This window comes from Afipia sp. GW823-FHT06G09 (assembly GCF_058794875.1).
Genome location: NZ_JBXAHF010000001.1, coordinates 475,922 through 493,469 on the forward strand (window position 1 = coordinate 475,922; position 17,548 = coordinate 493,469).

At 61.3% G+C, this 17,548-nt stretch carries 14 protein-coding genes; 6 read left to right on the forward strand and 8 right to left on the reverse strand.

Annotated elements, in window-relative coordinates; genetic code table 11:
* Positions 1 to 120 precede the first annotated feature (120 nt).
* A complete protein-coding gene (locus AC1Q67_RS02365; protein ID WP_492235717.1) occupies positions 121 to 1,818 on the forward strand; it encodes a sensor histidine kinase in 1,698 nt (565 codons plus the stop codon).
* A 117-nt stretch (positions 1,819 to 1,935) separates the two neighbouring features.
* Complete coding sequence (locus AC1Q67_RS02370; RefSeq protein ID WP_492235348.1) at positions 1,936 to 3,897, forward strand: methyl-accepting chemotaxis protein; 1,962 nt, start codon at positions 1,936 to 1,938, stop codon at positions 3,895 to 3,897.
* Between the two features lie 60 nt (positions 3,898 to 3,957).
* On the opposite strand, the gene AC1Q67_RS02375 is transcribed toward AC1Q67_RS02370, so the two are convergent.
* Together AC1Q67_RS02375 and AC1Q67_RS02380 are read right to left on the reverse strand one after the other, a co-directional pair.
* Positions 3,958 to 4,383, reverse strand: coding sequence for a PaaI family thioesterase (locus AC1Q67_RS02375; protein ID WP_492235347.1), 426 nt, complete (start codon positions 4,381 to 4,383; stop codon positions 3,958 to 3,960).
* An 86-nt stretch (positions 4,384 to 4,469) separates the two neighbouring features.
* Complete coding sequence (locus AC1Q67_RS02380; protein ID WP_492235346.1) at positions 4,470 to 5,075, reverse strand: DUF6778 family protein; 606 nt, start codon at positions 5,073 to 5,075, stop codon at positions 4,470 to 4,472.
* A gap of 176 nt (positions 5,076 to 5,251) precedes the next feature.
* Here AC1Q67_RS02380 and AC1Q67_RS02385 point away from each other — a divergent pair, with 176 nt between their 5' ends.
* Positions 5,252 to 6,469, forward strand: coding sequence for a serine hydrolase domain-containing protein (locus tag AC1Q67_RS02385; RefSeq protein WP_492235345.1), 1,218 nt, complete (start codon positions 5,252 to 5,254; stop codon positions 6,467 to 6,469).
* 148 nt (positions 6,470 to 6,617) lie between these two features.
* Here AC1Q67_RS02385 and AC1Q67_RS02390 read toward each other — a convergent pair whose 3' ends face one another.
* From AC1Q67_RS02390 to AC1Q67_RS02410, 5 genes are all read right to left on the reverse strand, one after another.
* A complete protein-coding gene (locus AC1Q67_RS02390; RefSeq protein ID WP_024574981.1) occupies positions 6,618 to 7,385 on the reverse strand; it encodes an SDR family NAD(P)-dependent oxidoreductase in 768 nt (255 codons plus the stop codon).
* A 27-nt stretch (positions 7,386 to 7,412) separates the two neighbouring features.
* A complete protein-coding gene (locus tag AC1Q67_RS02395) occupies positions 7,413 to 8,150 on the reverse strand; it encodes a histidine phosphatase family protein (protein ID WP_024574980.1) in 738 nt (245 codons plus the stop codon).
* A 7-nt stretch (positions 8,151 to 8,157) separates the two neighbouring features.
* Positions 8,158 to 8,943, reverse strand: a complete 786-nt coding sequence (locus tag AC1Q67_RS02400) for an SDR family NAD(P)-dependent oxidoreductase (RefSeq protein ID WP_492235344.1) — start codon at positions 8,941 to 8,943, stop codon at positions 8,158 to 8,160.
* Between the two features lie 73 nt (positions 8,944 to 9,016).
* On the reverse strand, positions 9,017 to 10,078 hold the full coding sequence (locus AC1Q67_RS02405; protein ID WP_024574978.1) for a phosphotransferase family protein: 1,062 nt from the start codon (positions 10,076 to 10,078) through the stop codon (positions 9,017 to 9,019).
* A 27-nt stretch (positions 10,079 to 10,105) separates the two neighbouring features.
* Positions 10,106 to 11,332, reverse strand: a complete 1,227-nt coding sequence (locus AC1Q67_RS02410) for an acyl-CoA dehydrogenase family protein (protein ID WP_024574977.1) — start codon at positions 11,330 to 11,332, stop codon at positions 10,106 to 10,108.
* 262 nt (positions 11,333 to 11,594) lie between these two features.
* Here AC1Q67_RS02410 and AC1Q67_RS02415 point away from each other — a divergent pair, with 262 nt between their 5' ends.
* Positions 11,595 to 12,269 carry a TetR/AcrR family transcriptional regulator gene (locus tag AC1Q67_RS02415; protein ID WP_492235343.1) on the forward strand — a complete coding sequence of 225 codons (675 nt, stop codon included), beginning with the start codon at positions 11,595 to 11,597 and terminating at the stop codon, positions 12,267 to 12,269.
* A gap of 109 nt (positions 12,270 to 12,378) precedes the next feature.
* Here AC1Q67_RS02415 and AC1Q67_RS02420 read toward each other — a convergent pair whose 3' ends face one another.
* Positions 12,379 to 12,693, reverse strand: a complete 315-nt coding sequence (locus AC1Q67_RS02420) for a hypothetical protein (RefSeq protein WP_024574975.1) — start codon at positions 12,691 to 12,693, stop codon at positions 12,379 to 12,381.
* Positions 12,694 to 13,048: 355 nt separating this feature from the next.
* Between AC1Q67_RS02420 and AC1Q67_RS02425 the strand changes: the two genes are divergently transcribed.
* The gene (locus AC1Q67_RS02425) at positions 13,049 to 14,860 is read left to right on the forward strand and encodes a carbamoyltransferase family protein (RefSeq protein WP_492235342.1); all 1,812 of its coding nucleotides are present in this window, start codon (positions 13,049 to 13,051) and stop codon (positions 14,858 to 14,860) included.
* A gap of 280 nt (positions 14,861 to 15,140) precedes the next feature.
* Positions 15,141 to 17,489, forward strand: coding sequence for a TonB-dependent receptor (locus AC1Q67_RS02430; protein ID WP_492235341.1), 2,349 nt, complete (start codon positions 15,141 to 15,143; stop codon positions 17,487 to 17,489).
* Positions 17,490 to 17,548: the final 59 nt, after the last annotated feature.

Consider the following 17,548-nt stretch of genomic DNA (forward strand, 5'->3'; position numbering starts at 1 on the left):
AAGCCGTTGATGGAACCCGGTTTCCAGCGATTGCCGCCGCCGGATGCGCCGCGTACATTAACGAAAAGCTCAACCGGTGGGGATGAAAACGGTTTGCCGCTTCGCAACGCCATACGCCGCATGTCGCTCACCCACCGGCTGCTGGCGCTTACCCTTGTTGCATCCCTGCCCGGCCTTGCCGCAGTCGCCTACGGCGCGTTCGATCTGCGCAATACGCGCTATGCCGAGGTCCGGGGCGACGCGCTGCGCAACGCACAGGTCGTCGCCTCCGAAGTCGGCCAGATTTTCGACGGCATCCAGGCCTCGCTTCGCGCCGTAGCGGAGGCAGACGAGGTCAGCCGGCTCAACAGCACCGCATGCACCGATTATGTCGTGCGGGTCCGTCCGCATGTCGAGCCGCTGACCTCTCTTCTGATCGTCGGTTTGGACGGCAACATCCGCTGCTTCAGTGAGCCGAGCCTCGCCTCCCCGAATCTTTCGCAGCGCGACTACTTTCGCGAGGCCGTCGATCAGAAAAAATTCGCGATTGGCCCCTTTACCGTCAGCAAGATTTCGGACCGCAACATCATCCCGATGGCCATTCCGATCCTGCGCGACGGCAAGGTCGAGGGGGCGGTGGTGGCCGGCCTCAATCTGGAATGGCTCGGACAGCAGTTGAAGGAGCGCGGCGTCCCGCGCGGCGGCACCATCCTGATCGCCGACCGCAACGGCATCGTGGTGTCGCGCGAACCCACTCCGGAAAAATTCGTCGGCACCAGGCTCAGCGACAGCCTCGGAAGAATCGCGATGTCGGCACCGGGAACCGACGATATTGTCGGGATCGACGGGGTCGCGCGCATTATCGGCTTCATTCCGGCGTCGGTGACCCCATTCGGCCTCTACGTCAGCAGCGGCATCGCACGCAGCGAAGCGTTCGGACCGATCGACCGCGCCGTGCGTAACAGCATCGCGCTGTTCGCGCTCGGAAGCGCGGTTGCGTTCCTGCTGGCGTGGCTGGTCGGCGAGAGCATCATCCGCCGGCCGCTGATGCGCATGGTGGCCACAGCCGAAGCCTGGCGGCGCGGTCATGATGCTGCGCGGACAGGCATCGTCGGCCGCAGCGACGAAATCGGCGTGCTGGGCCAGACCTTCGACCGGCTGATGGACGAGAACGCGATGCGCGAGGAGCAGCGCGCGACCGCCGAAGAGCGGCGCGAGATTCTGGTTCACGAACTCGCCCACCGCGTGAAGAACACCCTCGCCACCGTGCAGTCGATTGCATCATTGAGCTTCCGTCACAGCCAGGGGCCGGAAGCGCTGCGTCAGTTTCACGAGCGCCTGCAGGCTCTGGTGCGCGGTCATGACCTCCTGACGCGGAAGAACTGGCAGCACGCCAGTCTGTCGGAAATCGCGGAAGCTGCGATGGCGCCGCTGCATCAGGAGCGCGGGCATCGTGTTACGATCTCGGGACCGGCGGTGGACCTGCCGCCGACGACCGCCGTGCCGATGGCGATGATCCTGCACGAACTCTGCACCAACGCGCTCAAATACGGAGCGCTGTCGAACGAAAGCGGCCGCGTCACCATCGGCTGGATGACGCGCGCCGACCCGGCTGGCACGATCGTCAGCCTGATCTGGAGCGAGAGCGGTGGTCCGCCCATCCAGCCTCCCGAGGAGGAAGGTTTCGGCACTCGGCTGATCGCGAATCTCAGCCGGCAGCTCGGCGGCGACTGCAATTTCCGCTATCCGCCCTCGGGCCTCGTTTTCCACCTGAGCATGGTGGCGCCCATCGAAGAACCGCGCCAGCAGGTGAACGAGACACCTTCCGCAGCCGAATGAAGAATCCGCCTGCCGAACAACGGCAAAACGGCGGCCCTTAACCCGGTGTTGATTCAAAATTCGTAAAAACCCTCCAACAGGATTCTCTGTCATGGCTCAGGATTTTTTGGGGATACGATGCGCAAACTCTGGTCCGTTTCCGCCCGGATAATGATCGCGATTTCACTGGTGGCGGCTGCCTCCTGCGCAGGGCTGGCTGCGTTCGGCCTCTGGCGGCAAAACACGGCGGTCGATCTCGCGCTCCATCGCGAGCTGCAATCCGACTACGCCAACATGATCGGTGCGATGGATTCCGATACGCGCGCCGTGCAGGCGGTGGCTAACACCGTGGCTAACATGCCCGAACTGAAGCCTATGATCCGCGCGCAGGATCGCGCGGGCATCAACGCGCTGCTCGACAAGACGCTGAAGGACATCAAGCCGCTCGGAATCGAATTGATCACCATCCAGATACCGCCGGGCATCGCCCTCACCCGGGTTCACAATCCGAAGGCATTCGGCGACGACGTCACCGCCCGCCGCAAGATGATCGTTCAGTCGTTCGCGACGAAAAAGCCGATCGGCGGTGTCGAAGCCGGCCGCGACGTTCTGAACATTTTCGGCGCGACGCCGGTCATGGATGGCGAGACCCTGCTCGGCACGGTCGACGTCGGCGCGCCGTTCGGCGAGACCTTCGTGAAGTCGATGAAGTCGCGCTTTGGTGTCGATGTCGCCATCCATCAGATCAACGACGACAAGATCCAGACCCTTGCATCGACGGTGAAGGGCGCAACCGCCTCCCCCGCCACTCTGAAACGCGCACTGGCAGGCGAATCCATTTTCCTGACCGGCGAGCTTGCCGGGCAGCCGACTGCCACGACATTCGGCCCGCTCAAGAACTTCTCGGGTCAGCCTGTCGCCGTGGTCGAGATCATCCGCAACACCAAGGAATATGAAGAACTCGCCTCCAACTCCGCCAAGTGGCTCGCGGCAGGTGCCGCAGCCGCGGTCTTGATCGCGATCCTGATTGCTGCCTGGGTGGGCCGTGGTCTGGCGCGTCCGATCGTGGCGCTTCAGGGCGCGATGCGTGCCATCACTTCCGGTAACCATGACGTCGTGGTTCCGGGTGCAGATCGCCGCGACGAGATCGGCTCGATGGCGCGCGCTGTGGAGGTCTTCAAGGACAGCCTGATCGAAACCGGCCGCCTGCGGGCCGCACAGGAAGATCAGCGCATCGCCTCGGAAACCGAGCGCCGCAACGCCGTGCTCGCCCTCGCCGAACGTTTCGAGTCCGGCGTCGGCGGCATCGTGAATGCCGTCGGTTCGGCATCGACGGAGCTGCGCAGCACGGCCGAGAACATGGCGCGCACCGCCGAAGAAGCCACGCAACAGACCGCGACCGTCGCCGAAGCCTCGGAAGAAGCATCGGCCAATGCGCAGGCCGTTGCCGCGGCCATCGAGGAGCTTAACGCCTCGATCAGCGAGATCGCCCAGCAGGTCAACGAATCCGCTCAGGTGGCCGGTCATGCCGCCAAGCAGGCGAACGACACCAACGCGGAAGTTCAGGGGCTGGCCATGGCCGCCCAGAAGATCGGCGATGTGGTGAAACTGATCAGCGAGATCGCCGAACAGACCAACCTGCTCGCGCTCAACGCCACAATCGAGGCCGCGCGCGCCGGCGAAGCCGGACGCGGGTTTGCTGTCGTCGCGTCCGAGGTGAAGGCGCTGGCGAGCCAGACATCGAAGGCGACCGACGAGATTTCGGCGCAGGTCGGTTCGATCCAGTCCGCGACGCGCACCTCGGTCGAGGCCATCGACGGCATCACCCGCACCATCGGCAAGGTCAACGAGATCGCCAGCGCGATTGCATCCGCCGTCGAGGAACAAGGCGCAGCAACCCGCGAGATCGCACATAATGTCTCGCAGGCTGCGAAAGGCACCGGCGAGGTGTCAGCGAACATTGTGGGCGTCCGCGACGCAGCCCGGGAAACCGGCATTGCTGCGGATCAGGTCGTCTCGTCGGCCGCCGAGCTTTCACAGAACGGCGAAACGCTGAAGGCCCAGGTCGATGCCTTCCTGCGCGAGGTGCGCGCCGCGTAAGCCGGATCGCAGTTCAAGAATTCGAAAGCCGCCCCATCGGGGCGGCTTTTTTGTTGGGCGCTAGCCTGCGCCCTTCATGATCTTGAACACACCGCTCGCCATCACGACACAGCGGCCGTCCGCCGTCAGTTCGGTATTGAGGAAAATCAGCGTGCGCGTGCTGCGGACCACGCGCGGCGTCGAGACCAGAATTTCCCCGATCCTGGCGGCATCGATGAAATGCGTATCCATTTGGATCGTGACAACTGCGCTGGCGCCGCTGCCCTGACGCGCAGCCATGCCGAGCGACCGGTCCGCCAGGGTCATGAGCAGTCCGCCCTGAACGAAACCGCGCCGGTTCTTGTGCTTGGCCTGCGCGACGATGGCGTATTCGCCCGTCGCATCGTTCGGGCGATGCCAGAGCGGCCCCACGAGATTGAGAAACCCGTCGTCCTCGACAATGGTCCAGCCGTCTTTCGCCAGCTTCCTGGCGTTTGGATCGGTCATAAAGTCGCCTGCCTGACATCAAGACAAATATAAAGCCGCCCCTGTGGAGCGGCTCTTATCTGTGCCACACCGGGCGAATCCGCAGATCAGCTTGTTTTGCTCAACAGCCATTCGCGATAGTTGTTGCCATAGCTGTCGGCAATCTTGTCGACGGTGCTCTGCGTCGAGGCACTATCGATAGCGGCCTGAACCGCGGTTCCGAGAACGCCCTGCCCGACGATCAGGACAGCAGAGAGCTTGGGATGAGCCAGAATGCTGGCGCCCGTGCGCGCATCGACAAGATTTGCATCCGCGACCATGCCGTGACCGCCGCCAATGACCACGCGCTGAATTGCCGGCGAGATGGTGAAACTGCGGATGACGATGTTCAGACGCACCGGCCGTGTGCCGTTGAGCTGACCGGCCATCGCTTTCTCGACGCCAGCCTTGATCCGCGGCGCCAGCAAGTTCTGAGCATAGGCTTTGGCTTCCGGCGTATTCGTTGCCGTGGCGATCTGGTCATCCGGAATGGACTTCGCAGTGGCGTAGGCCCGGATGCCATCCTCCCATTGCATCGTGGCATCGGGAGCAAAACTGACGGCAATATCCGTCAACTTCATGCTGGAAATATCGTCCTGCGAAAGCGAATTTTTTGCCGTCACGCAGCCAGCGAGCACAAACACGCCGGCAAGCACGGCAAGAAGCCGTGCCATCCCCAAAGTCCTCGACATACAGCCCCCGCTGTTTTTGCCTTACTCAGCCCAAGCGAGAGATAGAGGAGTGGAAATGATATTGTCTACTTATAATTGTATTGCGCTGCGGTCTGTTCAAAGATGACGTTCTGGGCCAAGCTCGACAGCAAGTTCAAACAAGAAGAACCGGAGGCAACATGAACGTCCACGCCACGCCAAGCGCCGCAAAAGCGACCCCTGCTCTTCCTTCCGCCAAACCGGAGAGCATTGGCCTGTCGCCGCTCCGACTGGAGCGGATGCGCGAGGCCTTCCAGCGCGAGATCGACAAGGGCACGACGCCCGGCGTGGTGTCGATGATCGCGCGGCGCGGCCAGATTGGCTGGTTCGAGGCGCAGGGCAAGCAGGACCCCGCCGGCAGCGCGGCGATGGCGCGGGACAGCATCTTCCGTATCTTCTCGATGACCAAGCCGCTGGTGTCACTCGGCATCATGATGCTGCTCGAGGACGGCCATTTCCTGCTGAACGATCCACTCTCCAAATTCATTCCGGAGTTCGCGGATCAGAAGGTCGGCATCGAGCGCAACGGCGCGATGGAATTCGCGCTGCCGGTCCGTCCCATCACCATTCAGGACCTGCTGCGCCACACCTCAGGCATTTCCTACGAGATCACCGGCGCAGGGATGGTGCAGCGGATGTATGCGAAGGCGAAGACCTTCCGCCGCGACATCACCAACGAAGAGCATGCGAAGCTGATCGCTTCTATGCCGCTGATGTGCCAGCCAGGCACCGAGTGGAACTACAGCCGCTCCACCGACATTCTGGGCCGCGTCATCGAGGTGGTGTCCGGCAAGACGCTGGGCACCTTCCTGCGCGAACAGATTCTCAATCCGCTGCAGATGAACGAGACCGGCTTCCACACAGCGCAGGAGAACAAGTCACGCATCGCGCAGCCGTTCGCCACTGATCCATGGACCGGCGACAAGGTCGCGCTGTACGATCCGCTCGAAATCGCGAAGATGGAATCCGGCGGCGGCGGACTGGTTTCGACCGCGATGGATTATGCGCGGTTCTGCCAGATGCTGCTGAACGGCGGCGTGCTCGATGGCAACCGCGTCATCGGCCGCAAGACGCTGGCCTTCATGGCATCCAATCATCTCGCTCCGAACGTCAAGGTGGAATCGCATCTTCTTCCGCCGGGCCATGGCTTCGGCCTCGGCTTCGCCGTGCGCACCGATGAAGGCATGGCACCCTATGCCGGCTCTGTCGGACAGTTCTTCTGGAGCGGCGTCGCAGGCACCTTCTTCTGGATCGATCCGAAGGAAGACCTGTTTGCGATCTTCCTGAGCCAGGGGCCCGGCCAGCGCGAATACTTCCGCAATCTGGTCCGCAGCCTCGTCTACGCGGCGGTGGAATAAAGCAGGCGTTCGCAACGCACTCGCGTCATCACCGGGCTTGTCCCGGTGATCCACGCCTTTCGTCATCAGCATCATCAAGACGTGGATGGCCGGAACAAGTCCGGCCATGACGATCTCGCTATTTGACGGACGTTGCCCTACCCCAATATCAGCTGATCGTCGCGCCGCCGTCGATCACGACGGTCTGGCCGGTCATGAAGTTGCCGGCGGCCGATCCCATGAACACCGCAGCGCCCGCGATTTCATCGGGAATGCCGATACGCAGCAGCGGCGAGCGCGCGGTCGATGCCTTCAGGTTATCCGGATTGTCCCACAGCGCCTTGGCGAAGTCGGTCTTGATCAGGCCCGGCGCGATGCAGTTCACCCGCACATTGTGCGGGCCGTACTCGCAGGCGAGGTTGCGCGCAAGCTGCATGTCCGCCGCCTTGGAGATCGCGTAGGCGCCGAGGATGGTCGAGCCCTTCAGGCCGCCGATCGACGACACGATGATGATCGAGCCGTCCTTGCGCGCGATCATCTGCGGCACCACCATGCTGATGAGCCAGTTGTTGGCGACGATGTTGTTGCCGAGGATCTTGCTGAACTGATCGTCCGAGATGCCCGCGAGCGGCCCGTAATACGGATTCGACGCCGCGTTGCAGACCAGCACGTCGATCTTGCCGAACGCCTTGTTGGCTTCATCGACAAGGTTCTGGAGATTCTCCTTGCTGGAGATGTTGGCGGCCACCGCAATCGCCTTCCCCTTGCCGAACTTGTCGTTGATTTCCTTCGCCACCTGATCGCACTGATCCTGCTTGCGCGACGAGATCACGACCTGAGCGCCGTGCTCCACCATGCGCTCCGCGATGGCGCGGCCGATGCCCTTGGTAGAGCCAGTGATGACGGCCGTCTTTCCGGTCATGTCGAACAAGGTCATGCGTTTCTCTCCTGCGATGCTTTGTTGTTATCCGAGCTTGTTGGTGACTTCCGGCCCCGCCGGCTGATGCATGGCGTCGTGCGCATGACTGGCGATCCACGGCTGCTGGTTGATCATCGGCACGCGCCAGCCGCTGTGGCTGTCGCTTGCCAGAAAATCGAGCCGGGTCACCGAGCAGTTGTCGATGGTGAATGCAAAGCCAGCGCCCGCCTCAAGCCCGAGCGCATGTGCGATCGCGGCCTTGATCGGCCCGCCGTGCGACACGCAGACGATGTCCTTGCCCGCATGCTCCGCGTTGATGCGCTTGATGCCCGCCACCGTGCGATCGAACAGATCGTTGAAGCTCTCCCCGCCCGGCGCGCGTTCGTGCGCGGGCGCGAACCAGTAGCTCGCGATCGATGCCGGACGCGCCGCGAAAAACGCGGCACGGTTCATGCCCTGCCACTCGCCAAGATCCTGTTCGGCGAATGCCTTGTCCTGATGCATCTGATCGGGCTTTGGGAGTCCCGCCGCCCAGATCGCGGCAGCGGTCTGGTGCGTGCGCTTCAGGTTGCTGGAAAACCAGACCGCATCCTTCGGCAGGAACTTCGCGACCCCTGCGAACACGACCGTGTCGCTGCAATCGCAGCCGATGTCGGACTGACCGTAGATATTGCCGCCGTCCTCGCGGACAGGCGCGTGGCGCACCCACCACCAGCGCGTCGATGTGACGCCTGTCGGGACGGCGTGCTGCGCGACGAACGGTTTGGCGGGAGCGCTGGACATGATGGCCTCAGATCGGCTTGCCGGCGTAAGGCATCGAGGCGGTCAGACCGCCATCGACCGGGAACGCCTGACCGTTGACGTAAGACGCTTCGTCGCTGGCGAGAAACAATCCCATTGCCGCGAGTTCATGCGGCTGCCCCGGACGCTTGAGCGGATTGAGCTGGCCGATCTTGCCTTCGGTGCCGCGCTCCTTCGCATTGTCGAAAATCGGTTTGGTCATGCCGGTCTCGATCAATCCGGGGCACACTGCGTTGATACGGACATTGGTGCCGGAGAGAGAATACGCCGTGGTCTGAACCAGGCTGATGACACCCGCCTTGCTCGCCGCATAGGGATGACCGCTGGCATTGGCCTTGAGGCCTGCGACCGACGCGGTGCAGACGATGGCGCCATGGCCCTGCTTCACCATATGCGGAATGGAATGCTTCACCGCGAGGAACGGCCCGATCAGATTGACGCGCAGAACTTCCTGCCAATGCTCCGGTGTCTGCTCGGCGATGGGGATCAAACCGCCGCCGATGCCGGCATTGGCCCAGATCACATCGAGCTTGCCGTAGGCCGAGATCGCCTTGGCGATGAAACCCTTCACGTCATCTTCAAGGCCTGCATCCGCCATCACGGCCTCCGCAGTGCCGCCAGCCTTGCGGACCTGCTCGACGGTTTCCTTGACGCCCTCGGTCTTGTCGACCGCGATCAGCCTCGCGCCTTCCCCGGTGAACATCAGCGATGCTGCGCGGCCAATGCCGCTGCCCGCGCCGGTGATGATGACGGACTTGCCCTCGAGGCGACCCATGACGTTCTCCCAATTTTTGATTTGAAGTCAGCGGACGCGCGCTGCCGCGCGTCACGCCGGGATTGTCGGCGCGTCAGCGTGCGCCAGCCTTCTGCGCGTAGGCCCACGCAGCTTGCGCCAGCGGGACGCGGCGGGATGCAGATTCCTGCGCCTTCGCGTTGGCCGCGGTGCCGTCGACGATGCGCTTGGCGATGCCTTGCACAATGCCGGCGAGCCGGAACAGATTGTACGAGAAGTACCAGTTGAGGTTCTCGATCGGGGGAACGCCGGCCGCCTTGCAGTAGATCGCCTCGGCCTCTTCCATGGTCGGAATGTTGAGCGCCTTGAAATCGGCGCCATCCAGTCCCGGCATGGTCCACTGCATCAGCAGATAGGCAAAATCGGCCATCGGATCGCCAAGCGTGGACAATTCCCAGTCCAGCACCGCCTTCACCTGCGGTTTGTCCGAGAAGAAGATCATGTTGTCGAGGCGATAATCGCCATGAACGATCGACACGCGCTTCTGCTCCGGCACCGTCTTCGGCAGCCATTCGATCAGACGATCCATCTCCGGGATCACGTCAGTCTCAGAGGCACGATACTGCTTGGTCCAGCGATCGACCTGACGCGCGAAATAATTTCCCGGCTTGCCGAAGTCGCCCAGCCCGATCTTCTCCGGATCGTAACTGTGCAGCTTCGCCAGCGTCTCGATCTTCGATGTGAAGACCGCGTGACGTTCCTTGGGCTCCAAACTCGGCAGGGTGGGATTCCAGAACACGCGCCCCTCTTCCATCGACATGATGTAGAAGGCCGCGCCGATCACCGCGTCGTCCATGCAGAGCGCGTAAGCGCGCGCCACCGGAAAACCCTGCGCATGCAGGGCCGCGATCACCTTGAATTCGCGATCCACGGCGTGAGCCGACGGCAGAAGTTTGCCGAACGGCTTACGCCGCATCACGTAGGAGGTCTTGGGTGTGTCGAGGCGGTATGTCGGGTTCGACTGACCGCCTTTGAACTGCGAAACCTTGAGCGGTCCCGCATAGCCTTCGACATGCGCTTCCATCCACTTGGCGAGGCTGGCCTCATCAACACGATGGCGTTCTTCAACCGGCATGGTGCCGGAGAAGTCAGAGTCGTTTCTCACACCGAGACCCATACCGTCTCCCAATCTCTTCTATTTCAGTTAGTGATTGGAATACTTCCGAAGCTCAAGCCGTGCAATGGCCCGGTTGTGAACCTCGTCGGGTCCGTCCGCCAGACGCAGCGTGCGGATGCCGGCATAGGACTTCGCGAGACCGGCTTCGTCGGACACACCCGCGGCACCGAATGCCTGGATCGCATCGTCGATGACCTTGAGCGCGACGTTCGGCGCCGCGACCTTGATCATGGCGATTTCGGTCTGCGCAGCCTTGTTGCCGACCTTGTCCATCATGTCCGCCGCCTTGAGGCAGAGCAGACGGGTCATTTCGATGTTGGTGCGCGCTTCGCCGATGCGCTGCTCCCACACCGACTGCTCGATGATCTTCTTGCCGAACGCGGTGCGCGACGACAGACGCTTGACCATCTTCTCGAGCGCCTCTTCGGCGGCGCCGATGGTGCGCATGCAGTGGTGGATGCGGCCCGGACCGAGGCGGCCCTGCGCGATTTCGAAGCCGCGGCCTTCGCCGAGCAGAATGTTGCTGGCCGGCACGCGGACGTTCTCGAGCAGGATCTGCGCATGGCCGTGCGGCGCGTCGTCGAAGCCGAACACCGGCAGCATCTTCTCGATGGTGATGCCGGGCGTGTCGAGCGGAACGAGAATCTGCGACTGCTGCTGGTGGCGGGCGGCAGTCGGATCAGTCTTGCCCATCAGGATCGTGATCTTGCAGCGCGGATCGCCGGCACCCGACGACCACCACTTGCGGCCGTTGATCACATAGTGATCGCCGTCGCGCTTGATGCTGGTTTCGATGTTGGTCGCGTCGGACGACGCGACGGCAGGTTCGGTCATCAGGAACGCCGAGCGGATTTCGCCGTTCATCAGCGGCTTCAGCCACTGGCGCTTCTGCTCCTTGGTGCCGTACCGCATGAACACTTCCATGTTGCCGGTATCTGGCGCCGAGCAGTTGAACACCTCGGAGGCCCAGTAGAAGTGACCCATCTGCTCCGCGAGCAGCGCGTATTCGAGGTTGGTCAAACCCGCGCCGTGGAATTCGTCGTCTTCATGCTCGTTCGGCGGCATGAACAGATTCCAGAGGCCTTCGGCCTTCGCCTTCTTCTTGAGGTCTTCGAGGATCGGAATCACCTTCCAGCGGTCACCCTTCGCATCCTGCTCCTTGTAAATCGGAGCGGCCGGGCGAACATGCTTGTCCATGAATGAAATAACGCGGTTGCGCCATTCGGTCTGACGCGCGGACATTGTGAAATCCATAGGACGGTCCTCTGTTGTTGTTAGTTGGCGATGGTCTTGCAACACTCGCGACCGGCTGTCCACCCGACAATCAACGTCAGCAGTATTGACGTTGTCCGATCGTCGCGTGGATGTTCTTGCCGCGCTGCATTCTTGCTGCTAGGTTGATTTCATACATTTGTTTGAATGACAAGTGACAATCAAACAAATGTTTGATAAAAGTTTCGCAGCGCGGAGCAGCTTTTCCGCCTTTGCATGGCACCTCTCACTTTGCATGGCTTCAATGTCGAGCGATCAGACGAAAACCGCCATCCTCACCGCCGCCGAAATGCTGTGGGCCGAACGCAGCTTCGGCGAAGTCACGATGCGCGACATCGTGTCCGCCGCCGGGGTCAATCTCGCCGCGGTGAACTATCATTTCGGCTCCAAGGACGAACTGCTGGCCGACCTGTTCATCAGCCGCACCACGGTGCTGAACCGCGAACGGTTCGCCGAACTGAAAGCCGCCGAGCTGGAAGGCGGCGGCCGCCCGAGTGTCGAGGCTATTTTGCGCGCGCTGGTTGGTCCGCCGCTGCGCTGGTGCCTCAGCCCCGATCAGCAACGCTCCGCTGCCGCCCGCTTCATGACCCGCGCCTCGGTCGAAACCGTACCGCCGATCAAGAAGATTGTGGATAAGGAATTCCGCCACTTGCAGAGATTTGCGACCGCGCTGCGTCTCGCCCTGCCCCACCGCGACGAAGTCGACATCTATTGGGGGCTGCACTTCGCGCTGGCAATGATCCGGCAGACCGTGACGGACAGCGAGCGCTTGAAGAAACTGTCGGGCGGATTGTGCGATCTCAATGACGTCGAAGATATCATTCGCCGAATCGTGTCAACGGCGCGCGATGCGCTCGTGGGGGAAACCGGGGTCCCGACTCCCCTGACGGCCCGCGCGTCGGGATCGCGCAAATCCTGATCGCCGCCGACCGGCGAAAGCCGAACCTGTTCCCAAACGAAAACGAGGTGCGACGGAAAACCGGCGCACCTCGCATTTTATGCAACTCGCTTCAGCGAGCGCGTCGTTCCTAGTACGGGCAGATCGTCCGGCCCCAGCGCGGGCTCCAGTAGCAGCCCGGTGCGATGAAGCCATAGCCGTAACCACGGCCACGATAGTATCCGCGACCGCGTCCGCGAGCCCAGCCGCCGCCACGACCGCGACCCCAGCCGCCGCCACGACCACCACCGCGGCCGCCGCCGCGACCACGGGCTTCCGCCGAGGTCGACGTTGACGTCGCGACAACAAACGACGTGCCGATGAAACTGATCGAATAGACCAGCACCAACGCCGCCGCCGCCAGGGCACGCTTCAAAAAGTTCGAACGTGTCTTGATCTGAGCCATAAAGAGCACCTCCATTTCCGGAAACGCCGTGGAGCACTTCCGCGTATTCAACTCGCGAGCCTGCGTCCCGTTCAGGCACGTTCGGAAAATAGATAGTCAAAAACAAGACTACTCTACACGATTCATCCGGTAGCAGATTAGGGTCAACCTGCCTCGGCGGTCAATGCATTGTGCCCTCGTATTGCCGTTAACCGACAAAGGAAGACAATGTCTCCTATCTGGACATTGCCCACCTCTTGCTGAACCGTTGTTCATCATGCTGAACGAAATATCTTCGCAATTGCGAGACACGTTTGAACCATCCGAACTTTTTCCGTCACTAAGCGTTTAAGCCCGCCGCTCCGAAAGTTGGTCCATGCCCAAAAAACATACTTACGTTCTCGGCCTCAACACCTACGACCATGACGTGAGCGCCTGTCTGCTGCGGGATGGCGAAATCGCCTATGCCATCGCGAAGGAACGCATCACCCGCGAGAAGCACGCCAGCGGCTTCTACAAGGAAGTCATCGACTACTGCCTGGAAGCCGAGGGCATCACCCTCGACGACGTCGATCTGGTGGTCCGCAACTGTTACATCCTGCCGGTCCCTGAAATGGAAGACCGGCTGCTGTATCAGGATCTGCCGGGTTTTCTCCCCGAGTACGAGCGCGCCGACGCAAAGAAGCATCCTTATTTTCTGTCGCGCTCCGACAAGGTCGTATCGATCTCGCACCACCTCGCGCATGCCTACAGCGCGTTCGCCGTCTCCCCATTCGAGGAAGGAGCGATCATGATCGTTGACGGCGTCGGCAGCTATCGCTCAGACGTCAACGAGCCCTTCCCGGCCACCGACACGGCAACGCCGTTGGCGCGCGAGTCGGAGAGCTACTACAAGTTCTCGGGCTCGAAGCTGGAGTGCCTCAAGAAGGTCTGGATGGAGCCGGATCGCGGCTTCCTCAGCGACGAATTCTACAACATGCCGGGCCTCGGCGCGCTCTACAGCCGCGCATCGACCTACATCTTCGGCGACTGGAACAAGTGCGGCGAGCTGATGGGCCTCGCCCCTTATGGACGGCACGGCAACGTCAAGCCGCTGATGCAGATCAAGGATAACGTCCTCACCGTTCCGCGCTGGACCTCCGAACTGAACAAGCCCTACATCGCGGACAGCGGCGAGAAATGGGAGACCAGCCCGCTGATGAAACATTGGGAGGATCTCGCCTGGCGCGTTCAGGACGATACCGAGAAGGTGCTGCTTGCCCGCGCGGCATGGCTCCGCGAAACGACCGGCGCGAAAAATCTCTGCATCGCCGGCGGTGTGGCGCTGAACTGTGTGGCCAACGGCCGCGTTGCCCGCGAGTCGGGCTTCGAGAATGTCTGGATTCAGCCGGCCGCAGGTGACGACGGCATCGCGATCGGCTGCGCCTATTACGGCTGGCTGGAAATCCTCAAGCAGCCGCGTTCATTTGTGATGGATCATTCCTATGTCGGCCGCCGCTATTCCGATCAGGAGGTGAGCGACGCGATAGCCAAATTCCTCGTCAGCGTTCAGACGACACAAACGAAAAGCGACAACATCGCCCGCGATACCGCAAAACTGCTCGCCGATCAGAAGGTGATCGGCTGGTTTCAGGACCGTTCGGAGTTCGGCCCGCGCGCGCTGGGCAATCGCAGCCTGCTGGCCGATCCGCGCAAGCCCGAGATGAAGGACATCCTCAACAGCCGGGTGAAGCATCGCCAGCCGTTCCGCCCCTTCGCACCGATCGTTCTCTACGAGCGCGCGAAGGACATCTTCGAGGGCGAGGAAGACTCCCCCTTCATGCTGATCGCCAAGAACGTCCGGCCCGAATGGCGCGACAAGATTCCGGCCATTGTCCACGTCGATGGAACGGCGCGGGTGCAGACGGTGCGCGAGGAAACCAACCCCACGCTTTACCGGCTGCTGAAGGAGTTCGACGCCCTCACCGGCGTCCCCGTCCTCATCAACACCTCATTCAACGTCAAGGGCGAGCCGATCATCGAGACCCCTCGCGATGCGGTAATCTGCTTCCTGACCACCGGCATCGATCATCTGGTGATGCACAACACGCTGGTCTCGAAGAACGCGATGCACAAGATCGTCGGACCGCTGGTGAATACCTATACCGACGTCGCCACGATGGTGATGTCGAACATGAAACCGGCGTGAATGCATACTGCGCACCGGCAATCGCTACCGTTTCTTAGAATATCTCCAAGAATTTTGGAGATCTCTCTTCTCCTGGAGGATTCGCAGTACGAAAATTAATGCAACAACATCAATATATTATGCATCAAAAATCGAATTGGAATCATTCCCAAGAGACGGTCTGATCTCTCCATTCCATGTCTCGGGAGAAATCTTTCTATCTGCGACGTCTGGACGCAGACTGCGACTTTGCGCCACAGAGGCCCATCGCTTCCCCGTGAAGCGGGCTTGGGGGCTTCCAGTGACAAACAATCTGCGTCTGCGTCATCCGTTTCACCGTTCGATCGTAAAATCCGCATTGCTGTCTGCAAGCTCGCTGGCGCTCAGTTTGGCGCTGTGCGTGCCAGATGCCATTGCTCAAACTGCCGCCACCCCAGAGCCGGAAGCTACGCCGCTGCCGACGGTCAATGTCGGCGCATCGAAACCCCGTCCCCGCAGGATCCGCGCGACAAGAGCCGGCACGGCACCCGTCGCCGCACCGGCACCCGCAGCGCCTGTCGATACATTCGAGGCACGCACCGGCACCTCCGGCTACTACAGCAACAGCACGGCGACCGCGACCAAGACCAACACGCCGCTGATCAACATCCCGCAATCCGTCAACGTCATCACAAAGGATTTTGTGAAGGACTCAGGGGCGCAGCAACTGACCGACGTGACCCGCTATGTACCCGGCGTTGCGATTCATCAGGGCGAAGGCAACCGCGACGAGCTCGTCATTCGCGGCGTGGACTCGAGCGCGAACTTCTTCGTCAACGGCTTCCGCGACGACGTGCAGTATTTCCGCGATCTCTACAACACGCAGAGCATCGAGATCATTAAGGGGCCGAGCGCCCTCACCTTCGGCCGCGGCGCGGGCGGCGGCTTGGTCAATCGTACGCTGAAGGAAGCCGACGGCCAGCGCATCTACGAGGCAACGGCGCAGTCAGGCTCCTACGGCGACCGGCGCATCTCTCTCGATGCAGGTCAGGCCGTCAGCCAGGACTTCGCGGTTCGCATGAATGCGTTCTATGAAGGCTCAGACACGTTCCGCAACTACGGCAAGCTTGAGCGCTATGGCATCAACCCGACGGTCGGGTGGAACGTCAACGATACGACCAAGGTCAAGCTCAGCTACGAATACTATCACGACGAACGCACCAACGACCGCGGCAATCCCTCACAGGCAATTCCAGGTGTCGCCGGCGGATCCAACCGCTTCAATCCCGCAGCGCCGTTTGCTCCCAATGGTGATCTTACCGCGTTCTTCGGCAGCCCGACTTACAATGTCGCAGCCTCCGACGTGCAGACCACGATGGCCAGAATCGAACATGACTTCGAGAATGGCCTGACGGTCAAGAACCAGACGCTTTATGCCGACTACGATCGTCATTATCAGAACATCTACCCGGGCAGCGCGGTCAACGCCTCACAGACGTCGTTCAATTACTCGGCCTACAACAACACCACGAATCGCGAGAACGCGATCAATCAAACCGACTTCACTTACAAGACGGCCACCGGTCCGATATTTCATACTGTTGGGTTTGGAACCGAATTCGGACGCCAGACCGGCTTTTCATTCCGGAGCACCGGAATCTTTGCGAACGGTTTGAATTCGATATCTTCCACCGCCGCCGGAACGAGCCCCTTCAACCCAACGTTCTTTGGGCCCGTCAATTTCATCCATCATTTCACCGGCGGAAATGCGGACGGCGTTGCCAATCCGGACGCGTTCAGCAAGTACACGCTGAATACACAGTCAGCTTATGTGCGCGACACAATCGAGATCACGCGCTGGCTCCAGATCATCGGCGGCGTACGTTATGATCGCTTCGACCTGACTGCGCTCGACCAAAACACCAACACCCAACGCGGACGCGTGGACGAGAAGCTGTCGCCTCAGGCAGCGATCATCCTCAAGCCCGTCGAGAACCTTTCGATCTACGGGATGTACGCCACGTCATATCTGCCATCGTCCGGCGATCAGTTCAGCGCGCTGAACGTCGGCACCGTCATTCTGAAGCCTCAGAAATTCGAGACCGAGGAAGTCGGCGTGAAGTGGAACATCTTCCAAAAGCTGCAATACACAGCGGCGATCTACAACATCGACCGGACGAACGTACCGATCGCGAACCCGAATGGCGACGGCACGTTCTTTCCTGACGCGAGCCAGAGAATTCGCGGATTCGAAACCGCTCTGAACGGATACATCACGGATCAGTGGCAGGCATCGCTCGGATATGCCTACACCGATGCACGCATCGTTGCCGGCACGACAGCTACGATCGTCGGAGGTAACCGCATTCAGCTCGTCCCGTACAATCAGGTCTCGTTGTGGAACAAGTACCAGATCGATGAGCGCTGGGGCGCGGCGCTGGGCGTCATCTACTTCTCCGACTCCTACGCCTCCTCGGATGACAGCGTGAGATTGCCCGGCTTCGTCCGCGTCGATACCGCCCTTTATCTGAAGATCAACGAGATGTGGAAAGGCCAGCTCAACATCGAGAACGTCTTCAACAAGGGCTACTGGGCGTCCGCCGACGGCAACAACAATCTGTCGCCGGGCCAGCCGCGCACGTTCCGTGTGTCAGCCACGGCAAAGTTCTGAGATCTGCTGCCTGAAACCCTGTCCGGGATGAGAAGCTCCACCCGGACGCGCCTGCGAGA